At 40.8% G+C, this 17,364-nt stretch carries 12 protein-coding genes; 1 reads left to right on the top strand and 11 read right to left on the bottom strand.

Going from position 1 to position 17,364, the window contains the following annotated elements:
* Nucleotides 1–104: 104 nt before the first annotated feature.
* Nucleotides 105–926, bottom strand: coding sequence for a WecB/TagA/CpsF family glycosyltransferase (locus ACE1CA_RS22455; protein WP_413281672.1), 822 nt, complete (start codon nt 924–926; stop codon nt 105–107).
* A gap of 678 nt (nt 927–1,604) precedes the next feature.
* Here ACE1CA_RS22455 and ACE1CA_RS22460 point away from each other — a divergent pair.
* A complete protein-coding gene (locus ACE1CA_RS22460; protein ID WP_486517487.1) occupies nt 1,605–1,919 on the top strand; it encodes a hypothetical protein in 315 nt (104 codons plus the stop codon).
* Between the two features lie 46 nt (nt 1,920–1,965).
* Here ACE1CA_RS22460 and ACE1CA_RS22465 read toward each other — a convergent pair whose 3' ends face one another.
* The 10 genes from ACE1CA_RS22465 to ACE1CA_RS22510 all read right to left on the bottom strand — a co-directional run bounded on the left by ACE1CA_RS22465 (nt 1,966) and on the right by ACE1CA_RS22510 (nt 17,150).
* Nucleotides 1,966–3,480, bottom strand: coding sequence for a glycosyltransferase family 87 protein (locus ACE1CA_RS22465; RefSeq protein WP_413281674.1), 1,515 nt, complete (start codon nt 3,478–3,480; stop codon nt 1,966–1,968).
* 236 nt (nt 3,481–3,716) lie between these two features.
* Nucleotides 3,717–4,640: a hypothetical protein gene (locus ACE1CA_RS22470; protein WP_413281675.1), complete on the bottom strand. Its 924-nt coding sequence runs from the start codon at nt 4,638–4,640 to the stop codon at nt 3,717–3,719.
* Between the two features lie 84 nt (nt 4,641–4,724).
* On the bottom strand, nt 4,725–5,852 hold the full coding sequence (locus ACE1CA_RS22475; protein WP_413281676.1) for a glycosyltransferase: 1,128 nt from the start codon (nt 5,850–5,852) through the stop codon (nt 4,725–4,727).
* Nucleotides 5,853–5,951: 99 nt separating this feature from the next.
* Nucleotides 5,952–7,766, bottom strand: coding sequence for an ABC transporter ATP-binding protein (locus ACE1CA_RS22480; protein WP_413281677.1), 1,815 nt, complete (start codon nt 7,764–7,766; stop codon nt 5,952–5,954).
* Between the two features lie 121 nt (nt 7,767–7,887).
* Nucleotides 7,888–9,147, bottom strand: a complete 1,260-nt coding sequence (locus tag ACE1CA_RS22485; RefSeq protein WP_413281705.1) for a glycosyltransferase family 4 protein — start codon at nt 9,145–9,147, stop codon at nt 7,888–7,890.
* Nucleotides 9,148–9,235: 88 nt separating this feature from the next.
* Nucleotides 9,236–10,399 (bottom strand): NAD-dependent epimerase/dehydratase family protein, encoded by a 1,164-nt coding sequence (locus ACE1CA_RS22490; RefSeq protein WP_413281678.1) that lies wholly within the window; start codon nt 10,397–10,399, stop codon nt 9,236–9,238.
* A 30-nt stretch (nt 10,400–10,429) separates the two neighbouring features.
* Nucleotides 10,430–11,314: a glycosyltransferase gene (locus ACE1CA_RS22495; protein ID WP_413281679.1), complete on the bottom strand. Its 885-nt coding sequence runs from the start codon at nt 11,312–11,314 to the stop codon at nt 10,430–10,432.
* A 251-nt stretch (nt 11,315–11,565) separates the two neighbouring features.
* Complete coding sequence (locus ACE1CA_RS22500) at nt 11,566–13,203, bottom strand: GMC oxidoreductase (RefSeq protein ID WP_413281680.1); 1,638 nt, start codon at nt 13,201–13,203, stop codon at nt 11,566–11,568.
* 216 nt (nt 13,204–13,419) lie between these two features.
* Entirely contained in the window at nt 13,420–14,139 is a 720-nt protein-coding gene (locus ACE1CA_RS22505) for a YdcF family protein (protein WP_486517488.1), read from the bottom strand.
* Between the two features lie 509 nt (nt 14,140–14,648).
* A complete protein-coding gene (locus tag ACE1CA_RS22510) occupies nt 14,649–17,150 on the bottom strand; it encodes a GumC family protein (protein ID WP_413281682.1) in 2,502 nt (833 codons plus the stop codon).
* Nucleotides 17,151–17,364 lie beyond the last annotated feature (214 nt).

Consider the following 17,364-nt stretch of genomic DNA (forward strand, 5'->3'; position numbering starts at 1 on the left):
ACTCTATTTTGGGCTCTCCCATAACTGTGACGATCGCACAAGTTATTTATTTAACTACATAGATAACTTTAACCAACTCTTCTCTACAAAAACAGCTTCTAATTCTAAACTGTGGCATCGTTATATTCTTCGAGGAGTTGCTGGCGTTGCACTGTCAACAACTGCTTGCAAGCTAACCAGAGAAAGACAGGGATGGTGCTGCTGTAGCGTCCCCACAGCCGACGGGGTTCTTGTAATAAACGATAGAGCCATTCAAAGCCAGCCGATCGCACAAAACCAGGAGCCCGTTTGTGGAGTCCAGCATAAACTGGGAAAGCACCACCTAATCCAATCATTACCGCATTTACACGGTCTTTATGGTTAGCCATCCAATTTTCCTGCTTCGGACAACCCAAGCACACAAATACGATTCCTGCTCCACTTTGGTTAAGCATTTCTACGAGAGCTTCGTCTTCCTCTGGAGTCATGGGACGAAATGGCAAGGGTTCCATTCCCGCAATCTGGAGGTCAGGAAATTCTTGATTTAAGCGTTCGCGCATTTTCTCAAGAATCACTGACTGGGAACCCAGGAAAAATACCTTAACTCCCGCTTCTGTGGAGCGATCGCACAGCGCCTGCAATACATCTAAACCCGCTACACGGTTTTGCTTGCGAACTCCTAACAATCTGAGCATCCAAACTAAAGGCATTCCGTCTGGAGTTACCATATCCGCTTTTTGCAGTACAGTGGCAAAATTGGAGTTTTTATAAGCTTCTACTAGCATATGCACGTTAGCAATACAAACTGCTTTGCTTAAACCCTGCTTAGCCCATTCCATGATCACAGCCATTTGGGAATCGAAGGGTAGAGCGGTAACTGGAGAGCCAATAATGTGTCGGGATGGAGGATTTACTTGTGTTTTTACTCGTGTCATTACTTGTGTCATATACTTATTTCGTATTTTCCGTATTGAGAATTGAAACCGTAGCAGTTTTACTTACGTCATTTTGTAAAGCTCTTTAGGAGCTGTTAAAACGAATGTTATTGTATATCTCTGTAAAAATACTAGATCTCTACCCATATCTTTATCCAAAATTCATAAATTTTGCTTTTTTATAAAATTCTTTTGAAGCGTGCTTGTATTTACACCAACAACTAATCTCAGTACACTTACAGCGGAGAAACCCACAAGTTCCCTCAAATTGCTTAATAATTATAGTTTTGACGCAGGTACTAACAAGATTAGCAGTATTTTCCAGTACAACTGACTCAGTATAGACAGCAGAAGTTCCCTCTAGAAGGAAGTTTTTTCTCAATCCGCCTGTACGGAATCCCACTTAAGTTGCCTCACTTTTGTTTGTATAATTTATTACTAAAGTTTTATAGACACAACAATTACAGCTTTTGATGGTTCGACTTGCACTTCTATCAATAGAGAGATGATTGACCGATCGAGTTTGGCTAAATTAGTTGTATATACGGATAAAATTTGGCTTAGTTAATTGTATATTTCTAGTATGGGCATTGAAATGTTGTACTTTATGCCAAAGTGTTAAGCCTTACTAAGTTTACTAGCTTAGTTTCTGCAATGTCCAATACCATATACATTAAAGGAATTCTAAGAATGATTATGTTAAGTAACTCAGAACGCCAAGTAGCAGAGTTGGATTTTTTCGATAGACTTTTTGCTCAAGTCTCGCCTTCTGCTTCTAAGTGTAAAACTCATAACTTCACTAAACAAATCAAGAGTGTTAATTATGAGTTTGAAGAACTTGATACCAGGAGAGTACAAATGACTGGCTATGGCAAAGGGATCAATCCTAGAGATTTTATTCTACTTACTGAAGAGCGCATTCGCTACCGTGTGGAAGCGATCGACTACTACTCCGATCCAGCAAATCTATGGACAGCACTATTGTTCAGGTGTAGCGCCGAGTAATCTATGGTGTGATGCAGTTCCGACTCAAGGAACCAAGTCTGCAACTTTAGTCAAATAACCCATTAATACTAACCTTTCTACTGTTCTGAAACAGAAAGTATTGCTGCACAAACTTGGGAGATGTTGCATAAACCAGAATCAACAGTCCCAGCATCCTACAATGGCCTAAAGGAAAAACATCAAAAGTTGGTAAGCAAAAAATTAAAAATGTACCAACTGCAACTAACCTGCGTCTGTCCCACTGACCAGTGACAATTGCCCATAAAGAAATAGGAATCGCTATTACGTAGTGATGCTCCCAGACAGAGGGTGAAATCAACAAACCAAGAGCGATCGCATCGATTGAATGACCGTAAAGTATAAATAAATCATTCGGTAGTTGTCCGTTTCCAGAAAGACTATCTTTCTTAAGCTGCCTATAGTCTCTCTGACGTTCGATCAGCCTAACAACGAACCAAACAAGAATCAAAAGATTTATGACCGCTGTGATCGTAGGAACAAAATTAAAATAAGACTTATCTATAAGTGTTACAGGTATCTTAAATAAATTGTAAACAAAGCTCCGTATACTACTATTTCGATAGTTATTGGGTTTTTCGGGGTTTTGGAAATAGATGAGAAATTCCTGCCATAACGTCCAGTCTTGCCCCCAATCAGTCTGAATTAGTAGAATCACCAAAAATCCGACAATTACTCCCAAAATAGCACGCCACTTCTTGATAAAACCCCAAGGGAGTAGTAGAGCCAGGGTATATAGCTTGATATGTGCCCCCAAGGCGACTGCTAAACCACTAATAAAGGGATGAGACCGCAGGAACAGGAGTGCCAGTAGGAAAGTATTTAATATCCATACATTAATCTGAGCGAATTTTATTGCTCTAAAGAGCGACTCGTTAAACAGGAATAATCCTGATACAATCAATGAGGCTAAAATGTTTTTCAATCCCATTCTTCGAGCCAGCTGGTAGGTTAAATAATATGCCAGGATAACCACGAAAAACTGACCACATTGATATAAGTAGAAAACCGTATTCCAAGTTTTTAAGGTATCTCCTCGTGGTAGCAAATGACTTGAGCTAACTACTTCATATAGAAAGGCAAGCACTTGTGCTGGCAAAGGTGGATACAGATAACATCTTGGCTCGGCTAGATAAGGATTTAGTCCATTGACAATCGATCGGGCAGCATTCTCGTAACAAAGGTAATCGCTAGCTTTGAGATATGATGTTTCGATTATTAGCCAAAGAATATTTAGGCTGACAAGGAGTGGCAAAATGACTAAAATAAAACTTTTTAAGTTTAATGTGTTACTGATTTTTAATTGTAACGATGTAAAAGTAATTAATAAAATTGAAATAAATAGCCCAAATAGCTCAAAAGGCTCCGTATCTACCATACCCGGAACACTGCCATCATAAGTTCTTGATATAAATGATAGGTTTAAAGGCCAGAGTATAATTGGTAGAACTATCGCAAGGAGAATGGCGATCGCATAAAGCAATAATGGAAACCAAATTTTATTTTTGGCATCAAAAATATTTTTAACAATATTTAACTTCATCTGAAAAACTCTACAGCTAACATTTTTCAAGTATAACACTGCATCTTCTCTTATTGCGGTGTTCTTGAAGAAATAAAAAGCCAAAGCAAGTAAACTTAATAAATTTACTTGGGCAGTGAAAGCAAAACTAAAAAATAATCACAAAATCAAAGATTTAGTGGCAATTTTTAGCTCTGTTTCGTAATGCCAAGAACCCTACCTCAAAAAGTTTTATGTTTATAAACTAAACAGCCTTATCAAGCAAATTTTTTAGTTAACCACTGCAAATCTTTCCTTAACTCTCGTAGAAAAGCTTCCCACCACCCGCCATTTTTTAAAGGAAATAAATCCTGATAGGGATGGAAAATTCTCGCGCCCCTCTTAGAATTTAATTGCCTAAATATAGATATTAACGAAACATTAGTTCTTGATGCAGACAGAGAAGGAGAATTGAATTTCGATCGCAGCATATTAATAAATCTTTTTACAGGCTGCTTATTGTGATTGTAAACTGGATCGCAATCTAACCACCAAGCATTAAAAGGATGGTTTTCACAAAAAGGAATTCCAAAGATTTGCGCGTACATCGGAATTCGATATTCAATAAATCCTAACTCTGGTTGCTCTACACTTGAATATTTGTCAAGAAAAACTCTTGGTAAAGCTATGACAATAAATATACAACCTAATGGGTCGAAGCTATAATTATATGTCTGTTGGACATATTCTAAAAATGTTAGATATTTTTGTCTATGCTCTGGAATTCTTGGAGTTACCCACAGCCAATCTTTTTCTACCTCTTTAATAGGTCTAAGTCCTGAGAGCAGAATTTCATCTTTTTTGAGCATGGAGAACAGTTTCTCAATTTCTCCAAATACCAACATATCCCATTGGACAATTACGATCGTATCCCAAGTTAAATGCTGACCCCGCTTCACATACCAGTCAGTTAATAGTAAATCTCCCTGTAGCCACTTCCATTGTGAGTCTTGGTTTCCAGTGAAAACATAAAAATCATCTAGATATTCGCCCAATACTACTTTGTACTTTTCTGCGGTTGATACATTTCCTCCATACAATCCATAAATAGGAATTGTTGGATTGTACTTGCGAATTAGTTCTAGACGGTTTTGGCAAATTTCTGTTTCTTTATAAAACCAGAACAATATCGCTAACTTCATTAGTCATCTCCTAAGTTAAATGGAAGTAGCCTCAAACCATTTCGGTTGAAAATAATTTATTGCGACTTTTAGTTGTACTTTTCTCTAGTTACATATTTTAATTTTAGGGTCAACACCTAAAATGCTCAGGTATTTTTGAGTTGCTGTTTCTAGGGTAAATTGATCGAGCCAACTTGAATCAACTGACTTTGAATTACCAGCAAAAACTTGTAAAATGGCATCTGCCAGAGCATTACTATCACCAACAGGAACTAAGTGACCATACTTACCGCCTGCCAAGATTTCTGAAGGACCGCTCTCACAATCAGTCGAAACAACTGGTGATCCCAATGCCATAGCTTCTATTAAAACTGTTGGCAAACCTTCCCACGCCGATGACAAGACGAATACTGAAGCATTAGCCATATACGCATACGGATTCTGCGTGTAACCCGGTAAATCTACGTCATTTTCTAAATTCAATTCTTTAATTAGAGCTTCTAATTGGGGACGGTCTGGACCCCAACCTAAAATAATCAGCCGCGCTTCCTGCATTGCTCTGATTTTTGCAAAAGCACGGATTAAATTGGGAAAGTCTTTTTGTGCTTCTAATTTGCCTACGCCTAAGATAACTGGACATTTTTTTTCAGTAAGCCAAGGATGATCTACAGGCTCTGCTGCATTTGCTAACATCTCTTTTGTAATGACTGGGTTATAAATGGTTTGAATTTTATCTAGAGGCAAATGAGCAGTCTGAGCCAGGTCTTTGGCAACACCATCTGAAACAGCCACAATACCATCAGCCCAGGGGTAGAGAAGACGTGAAGCAAGAGGACTCAAGCGATCTTTGAGCTTAGTTGCATTGCGAGTTGTTTTAGAAAGTTGGTTATGTTCTGCTACTATTAATCTTGTCTGGGAACCAGAGATAATTTTGGCTAGGACAGATATTTCATTCATGTAATGAGATGCTGAAAGTAACGCACAGGGAGGTTCCCGCCTTAAGTAGGAAACAATTCCAGGAAGAGTTTGATAAACAGTGGAAGCCTTTAGAGGTATGATTCTTGTTTCAGAAGGTAAACGCCATAAATGAGGGCTTTCTCTGTCATAATGCAACAAATCAATTTTTATACCTGACTTAACAAAACCATGAGCCAGATTAGCTGTAATCCGCTCAATTCCTCCGCCTCCAAAAAAACCAAGGTAGAGGGCAATCCGAGAAGTTTTGTTAGACATTTCTTTAAGTCTCCATTTAGTTGATGTCAGTACATAACATAAATGGCTCGATCGCACTTACAACCCTAAAATCCGATCGAGCCAAGAACCGTCAAAGAATTAAACGTTTTGTGCTAAAACAACTTCTTGATAGCTGCCACATTTAATGATTTGGCCTTTCTGCATTTCATAAATTCGATCGCAATGTTCAACTGTTGTCAATCGGTGAGCGATAATGATCATTGTCTTTGTGCCACTCAAATCTTGAATAGCTTTGCTAATCAAGTTTTCTGTCTCGTTGTCTAAAGCAGAAGTTGCCTCATCTAAAACTAGAATTTCCCGTTCGTGATACAAAGCACGCGCAATGCCAATTCTCTGGCGCTGTCCTCCCGAAAGACGAACCCCATGTTCGCCAACCATTGTTTGTGTACCTTCGGGTAATTGGGCAATTAAATCTGCTAGTTGGGCCGATCGAATTGCTTTATTTAACCTTTCTCGATCGATTTGATCGTCTGGTACTCCAAAGGCAATGTTTCGTTCGATCGTGTCATCTGTCAGAAAAATTGTTTGGGGAATATAACCGATCAAATTTTGCCAGGAACGCAAAGAATTATAAACCGATGCGCCATCCACTTGAATATCACCCGACTGCGGAATTAATAACCCTAAGAAAACATCCACTAGCGTTGTTTTTCCGGCACCAGACTTACCAATTAAGGCGATCGATTCGCCTTTTTTCAGAGTCAAGGAAACATCTGTCAGTGACTTTGAGGCAGATTCGGGATAAGTGTAATTAATGCGATCGATAAAGATTTTGTCCGTAAAGGACATTGGCATAGTTTTGATTGGCTTTTGACGCTCAAACTTCATCCCTTTGCTAGGAATAAAACCTTGCGATATCTTCAAATAGTTAACTGCTTCTGGCTTTTCAATTTCTTTCAAGTCCATGTACAGTCGTTCCAAGGTTGGCTTGAAGTTTCGCAGCACGCCCATATTAGACATTAATTGACTTGCAGAGGGTAAGAGGCGAATGGAAGCGATCGCAAAAATCCCCAGAACCGAAACCAAGTCTTGCGAACGTTGCTCAAACAACAGCGAAACCGAAACCAAACCAACCACAAAGGTGATTAACAGAGCTTCGATCGTGATTCTGGGCAAGATTTGAAATACGTGAAACAGCGTAGCGACTCTGGCAAACCGATTTACCTGACTGTTTAACTGATTCTCAAAATACTCCTCGCAGCCAATCACTCGCGTTTCCTTCAGTCCTCCGATCGCATGATTCACGATCCTTAACATTTCTGTATTTGCATCAACACCTTCCTTACCCCAGCGAACAATTTTGTGCCTGAATAAGTGGAATGGCAAATAAGTCCCTAATAAAATTCCGATTACTGTTACGGTAGCTGCAAAATCTGTTTTCAGCAGTAACAAAACTAAAACCACTAGCACAAACAGATTCGATATCGAACCTAGAAGCGGAATTGCTACTGAATAGCTAAAATTTTGCGATTCATTAATAATATTTTGAATCAAATTAGCCGAGTTAGTTTTCAGATGAAATGTATAGGGCAGGAATAGATAAGTGTGCAGCAGTCTGAGACGGAGTTTCACCTGTTGCGTAAAGCAAAAGTGAAATACATATCTCTGAATTTGGTAATAAAAAAAAGATTTTAAGTAAAAGATGATGATGATTATTAGCCCTAATAACCCGATAAACTGGCTGGTACTTTTTAGTTCCAAAGCTCTGTAGGTGTTGGCTAGAAAGACATTTTTATAAATCAGTGTCGGATTTGTTGCCAAGCCCATAAATGGCCCAACTAATCCAATCCCCAGAGCATCCATGAGTGATACTGTGAGGAAAGCAAATAGTAGCAGTATAAGTTCAAATTTTTTCGCAGAGATAACGTATAAAAACCTTGACAAATAGTTCATTGATTCTTTCCTGCTTGCAACGTGAACCAGTTAGTTAAATTCTTCTACCTCGAAATGTTTACATTTTCTCACATTACACAATTCCTGCCGAGTAGTTAGGCAAGAAATTAGTGCGATATGCCTACGGCACGCTACGCGATCGAGCCGATGGGTTCTGGATTTCTTCGTATAAGGAAAGATGGCGACGAGCTTGAACTTCTTTAGCAAATTCTTGCAAACTTTTTTGCCTTGCCTCAAACCGTAACTTTTGTTGACGTTCCCTGTCTTCAAGTATCCAAGCGATGCCTTTAGCTAAATCTTCCACTTCAAAGGGGGTTGCTAGATAGCCATTTTTTTGATGATCGACGATATCTTTCAATCCAGTCCCATCAAAAGCTACTACCGGAGTTCCACAGGAAAACGCTTCGGAAGCAGTTTGACCGAAGGCTTCTTGGATTGAGGGAACGACCATTACATCTGCGGCTGAATAAATCAAAGCCAGGGAAATATCATCATGAACACGCCCCAGGTAATAAGTCTTAAACCCTAAGTCGATCGGTTTTTCCGGTTTCGAGGCCCCAAAAACCACAAGTTCTATCTGATCTGTCCAACCAGAGAGGCTAAGTCTTTGCAAAGCCGGAAGTAGAAACTGAAATCCTTTTCTATGATCTGATGTAGAATTAATAGCTCCAAAGAGAACTAGTTGTTTATCTTGGGGAAGATTCAGTAATTCACGCGCAACTTGCCGATTAATTGGTTTGTATTTCTCTGTATCCAATCCTAAAGGAATCACTTCGATCCTTCTGTTTTTGAATAATGAGCTAGAACGGGCACAATCAGCCATCCATGAAGTTGTTGCTACAATGGTCAAATTAGCGTTTTGCCAGAATTTAGCTTTCCGATTCCACACCCAACGGGAGAGATCCGACGATCGAGAACTCTCTAACTGCGGACATTCACCGCAAGACTTTTTGTATTTTTCACAGTCCCGGTTATAGTCACATCCTCCAGTGAACGGCCACATATCATGCAGAGTCCAAACCAGAGGTTGACTAAATTTAGCCACTGTTTCGATTCGGAGATAGCCGTTGCAAACCCAGTGCAAATGAACAATGTCTGGATTGAACTGACTAACTCTCTTAGCAAGGACATCGGGAAACCACTGTGTGGAGAACATTGAAGAGTTGCACTTTGGGTAAAACCGCAACGGAAGTCCCGATATGGGAGGACTTAGCTTGGTAAGTGGCGATCCTTCAGGTATCACTGTGGGATCGGAACTGAATCTGGCGCGTACCAACATTTTAGAGTTGCAACCGATCGATCGCAATCCATCGTGCAGCCGATAAGCAGCCCTTGCCCCTCCGTTATCGATGTCAGATGTACTTAAATGTAAAATGTCCATATTTGTTGGTCGTTGATCGTTGGTCATTGGTCATTGGTCATTGGTTATTGGCAAATGACCCCTAACTAATGACCAAGGGCTGATAGGGTTATTTCTTGGCTAACAACAAACCCTTTTGCTCCATTTCGCGCAGGGATGCTTCTAGAGTAGCTTGTTCTAGTGGTTCCTGATTCAAGTACCACTTTAAGTATTGAGAAATTCCCTCTTTCAAGGATGTGGGTGTCCAGTGTCCCAATGTGGTTTTGTATTTTTCCATGTCTGCGATCGCATGGCGTACATCTCCGACTCTGAACCGACCAGAAATAGTATACTCGGCTTTTTTGCCAATTACTTCCGCGATCGTTTCTACAACTTCGATCAATGTTACCGCTACACCGCTACCAACATTCAGGATGGTGTTCACGGGTTTTTCGTAGGTGGCGCATTCGAGCACCGCATCAGCGATATCGCCGACAAACACGAAATCTCGCGTTACCTTGCCATCTTCAAAAAGTTCTAGGCGGTTTCCTTGGACGATCGCATTCGTAAAAATACCGATAATTCCCGTGTAAGGATTGCCCAATTCTTGCTTAGGCCCATACACATTTTGAAATCTCAAAGTTACTAAATCAATCCCCTGACTCTCACAATAAATTTGCAATAGTTGTTCTTGCCACAATTTTGTCAAACCATATACAGAGGTCGGTGTAGTTTGGTGACTTTCGTGCATTGGTAAGGATTTTAATGGCTGACCATCAGCCCCGCAAACTTCCCAAATCCCGTTTTGCAAATCTTCTACTCGTCGCCCTTGGGAATAAAGAATCGACTTACCATCTGTATAAGCGCCATCCCCGTAAACTGCACGACTGGAGGACAACACGATGCGGCGCGGTTTGTGTTCCAGGCTAGAAATCAGTTCCAACAGTTTTGCTGTTCCATTGGCATTCTGTTGTACATATCTACTGATTTCGTACATTGATTGACCTGTGCCAGTTTGCGCTGCCAAGTGAATCACTACATCTGTTCCTTCGATCGCCTCTTTGTGTTCCGCGATATCTTGAACATCTGCTTTGATACATTTAGCACGAGCTAACAACTCAGGTGCAAAATCCTTTGACCTGCGATGAACTTGTTCGTCCAAAGAATCAACAATTACAACTTCCGCATCTGATGGCATTTTTTCAATTAGCCACTTCCCAATAAAACCTGCACCACCAGTAATCAGAATTTTCATAATTTTCCCATTTGTCATTAGTTGTTTGTCATTTGCCATTGGTGAAAATCTTCCCCAATCCCAATTCAATTAGTAACTTTTCACGGCAAAGCGACTCATTGCTAACTCAGTGAGTTGCTTATGTTTGATTCTGAGGAACACTTTTCTCAAGAAGTAATAAGGAAAGAAAATAGTAATTTTTGCTTGTTCCAGCAGAAATGGAATGGTTTTTTCTCCATCTTTCGGCTGCTCAGCTTTGATGGAAAAATTCTCCAAAATATTTCCTGTTGGCACTCGAAAACCTTTCCGATAAAGATTCATGTAATTGGTACCATGAACCACTTCGATCCAGGCTGGTTTACAGAATACCTTCTTTGCAGATTTACACACTTCATATAATTCTTTGTGTGGTCTACAATGCACCGTGTTGAATGTATCAGGATTGTATTTTTCAATCAAACTAATGAAGTGACTTGCCAGTTCAAAATCGAAGTACAGCTTTCCTTCTGCGAGTTGATAGCCAAAGAAGAAGTTGACTGTCTCGCATTCTTGTTGATTGAAATTGTCCTGAATCATTTGGACATAATCTTTATGGATAGCATCATCATTATCTAACCAAGTCGTGATCAGGTATTCACAGTCAGCCGGGATATAGTTGCGAACAACTGCTCTTACTTCATCAGTAAATTGACCATAAGGGAATGGGCAGTCTAAGTAGACCGGAACGAAGTTCTTCCACTTGTTCGCGTATTCGGAAATTGTTTGTTTGAATGGCTCAGGAGTATCTACATCAAAAAAAACCAACCATTGAAAGTTTTGGTTGGATTGACTGGAAACGGATGGGAAACAATATTGGTCGAATAGTTTAAATCTCCTTTCTAGCCAAGCTGGGTCGCAACCAGGTCTAAGATCTGGGAAATTTCTGACGTTGAATTTTGTTAGAATGTAATGGCTAAACTGTCCCATTTTTACCATCCAGTAATTTGCTTTTTTACTTAACTTCTTTCAAGCTTTTTAGCTTGATTTAAATGCAATATTTGTTCAGTAACTGTTAATATTTATTGCTCTCCATTAAACAATATCACATTGACATAAGCATTGTCGATTCTACTGATTATCTTTTTACAATCTTGACACTTCCTTCACATAAGCGCTATCTCTTTCATCACTAATACATAAGTGTGGAATCGATCGCTCGATTCCACACAAACTCACTCACTTATGACTCAGTTCATCAATGTTTTCACGCGATCGGCCACTCTGATAGACAGCGCTAGAATCGTTAGAGTTGGGTTGGAATAGCCCGCTGTTGGGAAGACTGAGCAACTAGCAATAAACAGATTCGGGATACCATGAACCTGACAGTTTGCATCCACTACGCCTTGTTTGGGATTGACGTGCATCCGAGTTGTCCCCATGTGATGGTGCATCGCCAGTTTTTCAAATTTCAGCGGTTCGCCTTCTTTGGCAAACACTAACTGTCCGTATCCCGCTTTGGCAAATTCTTCAGCCCAAATTTCTTGAACTCTTCTAGCATTGTCAATATCAATGCGATTTAAGCGCCAATGAACTTCGGTTTTTGGTTGACCTAAGCGATCGCGCTCCGAACTAAGCATAACTCGATTGTTAGGATCGGGAGCTTGTTCCATTTGGTAAAATATTTCAAATTCCGAGAACCGATGTTTCTCGTAAGGCAAATAAGACCAATCACCACGTTGCAAGGATGGTAACTTCCTCACCGCAGCCCAAAATCCTGCGGCAGCAATGTAATCGGCTCCTTTTAGCGCTACACTTAACTGTTTAGACAGATCCTGGAACGATTTGCCATCACGAATGGATGAGATTAGCGATCGCAAAGCTAGAGTAGCTTCCTTTTGCTGTGGTAGCGGTCTAGGAAATATTTGTGCGCCGTTATTCATTAATTTTTCCTGGCGCATCACTTCCTCAGTCAGTTTCACCCATCCCATAATCGGTACGCCCCTAACGGTATAAATGTCGTAGAGGGCAGTCAGTTGGAACAGTTTGCGATTAGAGGGGACAATTTTAGCACTGAGAATAGGCCGATCCATAAAATAGCGACCTACCAGATCGTTTTGGTTGCCCAGTCCGGCTGGCTGTTGCCGATTCGATGCCAGCAATAATCGAGCGTTTTCCAATCCCCCGGTCGCTAAGATTACTACTTTTGCCTTCAACCAAATCTGTTTATTAGATAAACAAGCAATGCGGAGGCGAGTTACTGCTTGCGTACTTTCATCAGTTTCCAGTTCAACTACGTTGGCATAAAGCAGGGTGGTGATATTTTTTGATTGCTTAATCGTTTCCCGATATTCATGTGTAAAGGGTGTTTTGGAACCAAACTGACTGATCCGGGTGGTGATGCGATCGCTCGTAAAAGGCAACCGCTTGGCTTCTTTATCTTCCCAATCTTCAGGCTCGTAAGTGTAAGGGCCAATCTTACAAAGTCGGTGCGCCCGTTCGTAATAGGGGTCTAGGTCAGTTCTATCGATCGCCCACCCGCTGTAAGGTATCCAATCTCGTTGTTCAAAATCGATCGGATCGAGGGGTATACAGCGAAAGCCCGCATCCTTGTGACTATTTGGTGCGCCCCACCAATGAGCAGCTCCACCAAACTGACGACGGCGGCCTTCATGCAAGCGGGGATAGGGGTCGCCAACGACTACTCCATCTAATAAAGATTGAGTCTCTTGATCGTAGTCAAATCCACCACTTTCCACCAAACAAACCTGAAAATTTTGGTTAGCAAACTCCAAGGCTAAGGTGATTCCTACTGGGCCAGCACCGACAATACAAACGTGCGTTTCCAAGACTTCATCGGGTGGTAGCGATCGAGCGTCAATTATCATAGTCTTCTGTATGAATAAACTGTCTTAAGGTTCTAACTACTTAACTAAAATTCCGGGAAATGGTTCTGTACCAATTCTACGTTTATTCATTTACTTCATCAAAAAGTTGCCTGGTAGAATCGTCTATCTTTATTGAATCTTCAAAGCTCAAAGGTTCTTTGTAAAGTAAAAGTTTAAAGATACATCTCCAGAAATTAAGATCCTTTGATTCCAGACTTATCGATACACCATAGGCAACTTACAATTCCACTCAACTAGCTTGCGAGTCACATCATCTGGGGGATTTCGCAACTCCTCCACAGTTCGTTGTCGAAACTTATTTTCCAGATAGTACTTAAGTAAACCTAAGTATTCTCTTAATAGCACCTGTGATTTGCCAATGGCAGACCAGTGATCGGGAAGCGGTATGGGATAAGGAATGACATCAAATCCAGAAGCCCGAAACACTAATAACGATCGCATCATGTGGGGAGTATCGGTAATCAAGACAATTTTCTGCACTTGCTGAGGATACAACACCGCTGATGTGAACAAAGCATTTTCCTCAGTCGATTGAGAACAACGTTCCCCAGTCAAGGCTGTTTTGGGAATTCCGTTCTTCTCAAATTGTTCGAGCATAAATTCTGCATCTAGCATCCCGCTGGCAAAAATTCTGGATGCGCGTTGCTGTTGCCAGAGTTTTTCCACCTTTTCGATTCTTCTTTGGCGCAACTCATCGCCACGCCCTAACACTACGATCGCTTGGACAGGCTCCCCAGTATCTTGTGGCAAGTTTGCCATCAATCCCTGAGTTGCCAAATCCACTCCCCAAGGTGACGTAATTGCCAGACAAAGCAGGAGCGTCACGGAGAAGGGAAGTAGAAATCTCTTTCGCCAACGTTTAGGGCTGAGCATCCAAACAATCCCAATCGATACGATAACAATTAGTACTTCCATCGTAGATACACTTACTTAGTAGAGGCAAAAACGATTACTTTGGATCATAATTTCTCTAAGCAAATTTTAATTAATCCCAAAAATCAAACGAACTTTATTTATGACCAAGAAAATTATATCCTCAATCAATATCCAATTTTTCCGAAATTTCTTTAATCCAAAAACTTGCTATTGCCGCAAGAAATGAATCAAAATTCACATTCAAATAATATAGACAAGAGCGAACGAAAAAAAATTGTTTTTAATTTAACAATTTGTCTATACTTTTGATGTTTTAAGCTGTTCCGCATTTAAATTGGATTGTTTGGAAACAGAAGAAAATTCGTCTAATTCTCTCCCCTGCCCCCCTGCCCCCCTGCTCCCCTGCAATCTTAATAAGTGATTTAAATGCGTGACAGCTTAGGTTGCTTGAAATTTCCAAATCGTAAACTCTGTTATTGAGCGTAACAGAAGAAGCATTAATTAGCAACTAATAATTAGCAACTTAAATGACTAACAGCTTTTTACATTTATGATGTTGCTATTTCGATGTTACTGATGGATGGAGCATCGATTCCGATCTCATTCTTGATGGTAATCAAGTTGTGAGCTAGATTGATCTGAGCAGCTTTGAGGGAGAAAATCTGCGATCGTCCAGAAGCTTTTCGTTCTTTAGGAGAATTCGATGCTATTTCAATGTCACCGATCGATAAAGTGTCTATCTTCAGTTCATTTTTAGTCAGTTCCAGACTGCGCTCAAAACTGCGATTAGGTGTATTTAGGGAAAACACCGGAGGTGCAGAAGACTCATAATACTGATTGTAAGAATTGATGGAGGAATCTTGATCCTTTGAGCCATTAGCAACAATTCCCAACACACCGATACTCGAAGATCTGAGTTCTTCCAGTGTCTTTGTGAATGTAGAAGCTTTTGTTTTATTCAGTCCAACTACCATAATGATTCCATCTACTTTGGGAGCAAGTATTTTCACATCTGCTAACCCAAAGGGCGGCATATCATAAATTACCAAATCATAAGTTTCTTCAAACTTCTGCATTAAAGCTTGCATCTTTTTGGAAGATAGCAGTTTGGTCGAATCTGGAGGAACCTGTCCCGCAGTTAGCACAGATAGATTACTATCCAAGTAAGAACTTTGCACCACCATATCAAAGTCGAGATTCTCAGAAGCAATTAAGGTACTCAAACCAAAAGAATTGTCTAACTCTAGGCGTTGATGAAGCTTTGGTAGTCTTAAATCAGCATCTACCAGCAATACCCGTTGACCCAAAACTGCGGCAGCTTGTGCCAGATAAACCGATATGGTAGTTTTGCCTTCTCCTGGGGTGGAGGAACTAATAATAATTGTGCGAATTCGCGCATCTGGACTCAGGAGTAAGAGATTGGTGTGGAGCGATCGAAAAGCTTCCACAAATGCAGATTTAGTGTAATCACGCAACACACCTTGAGAACCAATCTTGAGTCTCAACCGCTGCTGTATTTGCTTAACAAACCCAGGTATATTTAACAGAGAAGTAATTGTGTAGAACGAAATCAACTCTTGCTTCTCTCCACTGAGCGCTTTATTGTACGGAATTACCCCTAAAATTGGCAACTTAGCCAACGGCTTGATTTGATCGGCAGTGCGGATGGCACCACTGAGTTTTTCCAGCAGCAGCGCCACGCCCACACCAAGCAGCAGTCCCAAAACCGCCCCTAAGATACCACTGCGCTTGACATCAGCCGAAGAAGGAGTTGGGGCTGTTGGGGGAGTAAGGATTTGCCAGGGAGTTTTCCGTTGTCCCGCGTCAATGCGAAGGGCTTCCCGTTTCGTTAAAAACTGGTCTAGGTTGTCTGTAGAAATTTTTAACTCACGTTGAATATCGGTATATTTCCGGGAAATTGCTGATAGTCCTTTAATTCTTTGATTTAAATCCGTTTCCGTCTGTGCCAAAAATTGATCCTGCGCTTCTAATTCGCGAATTTTTGCTGCTAATTCTGCCTCTACTCGTTGACCTTCACTTTTTAACAATGGCAGCAGATTTTTTTCTTGATCTCGCAGGGCTTGAATTTTTGGACTAATGTCTTGAAACACGGAACCATCTTTTGCCGCCTGCGCTTTTATATCTAAAATTTGAGTTAATAATTTCTGGTAGTTAGCATTTCCACTCAATACTGAGGATGCTGCTGAACCATCTTCTTGTTTTGCTAACTCTTGGCTTAAGTTCTGGTAGATGGTTCGCGTTTCGTTGAGTTTAACTTGGATATCGAATCGTTGTTGCCCAACCTTGGCGATCTGATCCGTCAGTTGTTTTCCTTGGGAATCTGGATCGATCAAATTGTACTGCTGGCGAAAACCTTGTAGCTGATCTTGAATTGCTTGCACTCGCTTTTGTAGTTGCGGCAGTTGAGCATCGACAAACTGAATCCCCTGCCGGACATCGGCTAGACGTTCTTCTAGGCTGTATTTCAAATAAGCTTCCGCAACCAAGTCTAATATCGCTTTAACTTTTTTCGGGTCTTTGTCTTGGTAACTCACTGCCAAAATTTCACTGGCTGGATCGGGAGTGACGACCAGGTGAACGGCTATTTCGTCGTAACTGATGTCGGGATACTCTGGCTCTAGTTTTTTGGCGATCGGAGACAAAACTGTTGGACTCTTCAACACTTTCAGTTTGGTGGGATCTACTCCCTTTTCTGGTGCTTGCTGTCCTTCTTTATTGCTAAGAGTTTGTGGTACAGACGAAATCACCTCCGTTTCCACAGTGACAGGCTTAGTCAAAATTTCAAAACTTGCTTGATAGGTTGGTTTAGTATCACGCGCCTTAACTGAAGCGGCGACGGCAACAACTACAGCCATCCCAGCAATGATTAAAACCCGCCGACGCAGAGCATCTACTACTTGCCCGATGTTTAATCCTCCTTCTTCGTCAGAATCCTTACCAGAGGGGGAATAATTGGCTTGGGGCAACTTCTGAAAGCGACGATCGGGTGCTGGAATTGCTATCTTGTGAAGCTGCTGTTCGTTCTCCATTTTGATTTACTCTCTGCGCGGTTGCTCATCAGTAGTCACACAAAAATTCTTGTCTGTTTATGGAGACGAGAATCTGGGTAAGCTCTTTAGTAAAGGTTGTACAGAGGAACAAAATTTTAACCTTGATGCAAATTGATTTGCTCTTCAACCAGTGTACCAACTAAAGATTCTGAAGCTAGTTTAGCATTGGCAAAGATTCCGTGTTTAACCTTAG

Origin of the sequence: Floridaenema evergladense BLCC-F167 (assembly GCF_041929205.2) — a bacterium.
Lineage (GTDB): Bacteria > Cyanobacteriota > Cyanobacteriia > Cyanobacteriales > Aerosakkonemataceae > Floridanema > Floridanema evergladense.